This window comes from Microbacterium sp., assembly GCF_031178525.1.
Classification (GTDB): Bacteria; Actinomycetota; Actinomycetes; order Actinomycetales; family Microbacteriaceae; genus Microbacterium.
This window is the reverse complement of record NZ_JAPSJA010000299.1, coordinates 1-2,834: the sequence shown is the minus strand read 5'-3', so window position 1 is coordinate 2,834 and position 2,834 is coordinate 1. Positions and strand designations below refer to the sequence as shown.

2 protein-coding genes and 1 pseudogene are annotated in these 2,834 nt (G+C 70.7%); all 3 read left to right on the top strand.

The features are described from left to right. Positions 1 to 246: pseudogene (locus RIF89_RS13460) on the top strand (sugar phosphate isomerase/epimerase); the annotation flags it as partial. Then, positions 243 to 1,346: a Gfo/Idh/MocA family oxidoreductase gene (locus RIF89_RS13455; RefSeq protein ID WP_309069601.1), complete on the top strand. Its 1,104-nt coding sequence runs from the start codon at positions 243 to 245 to the stop codon at positions 1,344 to 1,346. The pseudogene RIF89_RS13460 and the gene RIF89_RS13455, both read left to right, overlap by 4 nt. Positions 1,347 to 1,456: 110 nt before the next feature. After that, a complete protein-coding gene (locus tag RIF89_RS13450) occupies positions 1,457 to 2,809 on the top strand; it encodes a sugar ABC transporter substrate-binding protein (protein ID WP_309069600.1) in 1,353 nt (450 codons plus the stop codon). Positions 2,810 to 2,834: the final 25 nt, after the last annotated feature.

Sequence of the window (2,834 nt, the reverse complement as noted above, 5' to 3'; positions counted from 1 at the left end):
GGCGAGCCCGCCGCCGAGCTGCTGCGCCGCCTGGGCGAGCGCGTCCAGGCGCTGCACGTCAAGGACGGCCCGCGCACGAAGGACGACAAGGACCAGGTGGCGGTGGGCGACGGCGTGCTGCCGATCGCCGAGATCCTCTCGGCGGCGCCCGGCGCACTGCGCGTCGTCGAGCTCGACGATCACGCGGGCGACGTGTTCGAGGCGCTCTCGCGCAGCTTCGCCTTCCTGACGGGAGAGCGCTCGTGAGCGGCGCCGGCCGGGTCGGCGTCGGCGTCGTCGGCGCCGGCACGATCAGCGACCAGTACCTCGAGAACCTCACGGCGTTCCCCGACCTCGATGTCCGCTTCGTCGCGGACATCGACACCGCCCGCGCCGCGGCGCAGGCGGAGAAGTGGGGCGTGCCGGCATCCGGCACGTACGAGGAGCTGCTGGCGGATCCGGCGATCGAGATCGTCGTGAACCTCACGATCCCCGCCGTGCACGTCGAGGTCGCGCTCAAGGCGGTCGAGGCAGGCAAGCACGTGTGGGGCGAGAAGCCGTACGCGCTCGATCTCGAGAGCGGCCGCGTGCTCCTCGAGGCCGCGCAGGCGAAGGGCGTGCGCGTCGCGGTCGCGCCCGACACCATCCTGGGCGCGGGTCTGCAGACGGCGTTCCGTGCCGTGCGCGAGGGCGTGATCGGCGCCCCGCTGACCGGACTCGCGCTGTTCCAGGCGCCCGGTCCGGAGTCGTGGCACCCGAGCCCCGAGTTCCTGTACGCCAAGGGGGGCGGACCGCTGTTCGACATCGGCCCCTACTACCTCACGACGCTCGTGCAGGTCTTCGGATCGGTCCGTCGCGTGTACGCGCACGGCTCGAAGTCGCGAGAGACCCGCGTGATCGGCAGCGGCCCCAAGGCCGGCACGGAGTTCCCTGTCGAGGTGCCCACCCACGTCGCCGCGCTTCTCGAGTTCGCGTCGGGCGCCAGCGCGCAGGTCGTCTTCAGCTTCGACTCCAAGCTCAAGCGCACGGGCTTCGTCGAGGTCGCCGGCACCGAGGGCACGGCCGTGTTCCCCGATCCGAACACGTTCGAGGGCGACACCGTCGTGCACGGCGCGGACGACTCCGAGCGCGTGATCCCCGCGGCCGGGTCGTTCTACACGCGCGGCACCGGCGTCGCGGAGCTCGCGCAGGCGATCCGCGCGGGCCGCTCAGAGCGCGTCCCCGGAGAGCTCGCCTTCCACGTGCTCGAGATCATGGTCGCCATCGCGCAGTCCGCCGAGGCGAGCGCGCCGGTCGAGGTCGCCTCGGATGTCTCGCCCCGCGAGTCGCTGGATCCCGAATGGGATCCGTCGATCGCGACCCTGTAGAGCTCCCGTCCGGATCCCGCTGCGGCTCCGGCGGTTCGTCCCGCAGTTCACCATCCCGCAGTTCATCACCCTGCAACACCCCCTCGAAGATGAGACCAAGGAGTACAGCGATGAAGAAGTCCCGCATCATCCGATGGGCGGCGCTCGCCGCGACCGCCGCGGTGAGCACCGCGGCGCTGACCGGCTGCGGCGGCACGGGCGGCAGCGGCGGCAGCGCCGATCCGGCCGCGCTCGAGGGCCAGACGATCACCTACTGGGCGAGCAATCAGGGATCGTCGATCGGCATGGACGAGGAGGTGCTGGGCGAGTCGATCGACCGGTTCACCGAGGCGACCGGCGTCGAGGTGGAGCTCGAGGTCATCCCCTGGCCCGACCTGTACAACCGCATCCTCGCGGCGGTGTCGAGCGGCGAGGGCCCCGATGTCCTGAACATCGGCAACACGTGGGCCGTGTCGCTGCAGTCGAGCGGTGCGTTCGTCCCGTGGGAGGGCGATGCGCTCGAGGCCATCGGCGGGCAGGAGCGCTTCGTCGAGACCAGCTGGGCGACCGGCGGCGCCGAGGGCCAGGCCCCGACGTCCGTTCCGCTCTACGGCCTCGCCTACTCGCTCTACTACAACACCGCGATGTTCGAGGAGGCGGGGATCGAGGAGCCGCCCGCGACGTGGGATGAGTTCATCCAGACCGCCAAGGAGCTCACCAAGGACACCGACGGCGACGGCGAGATCGACCAGTGGGGCTTCACCCTCGCCGGCCAGCGCGTCTCGAACAACGCCCACCAGGCATTCGTCCGCGGCATGCAGAACGGCGGCGAGCTGTACACCGAGGACGGCAAGCCCGACTTCACGAACGACGGCGTGGTCACCGGCGTGACGCAGTGGCTCGACCTGATGGGCGAGAACGGCGTTGTCGACCCGTCGAACGCCGAGTTCACCGACGGCAGCCAGCTGCCGCCGGAGCTGATCGACGGCCGCGCGGCCATGATGTTCGACCAGGCGGCGGGCAAGACCTTCGCGGCCGCGGAGTTCGAGGACTTCGGCGTGGCCCCGATCCCGATGAACTCCGCCGACGCGACGGGCAAGGAGGGAACACAGAGCCACGTGGCGGGCATCAACGTCAGCGTGTTCGCGAACTCGGACGCGAAGGACGCGGCCATCGCCTTCGTGAAGCACCTCACGAGCGACGAGGAGCAGAAGACGCTCAACGCCGCGTACACCTCGCTGCCCGTCGTCACGGCGGCGATGGACGACCCGGCGTTCGACACCCCGGAGATGGCGGCCAAGAAGGTCACCTACGCCGAGCACTCGCAGCCCATGCCGCTGTATCCCTCGGAGGGACAGATGGAGACGCTCGTGGGTGAGGCCATCGCCCGCTTGTTCGCCGACATCGCGCAGGGCGAGGAGGTCACGGAGGACGACGTCCGCGCCGCGCTCGAGGACGCGCAAGCGCAGATGCCGGCCAGCTGATCGATCCGGTCTCCGTCCCGGGGTG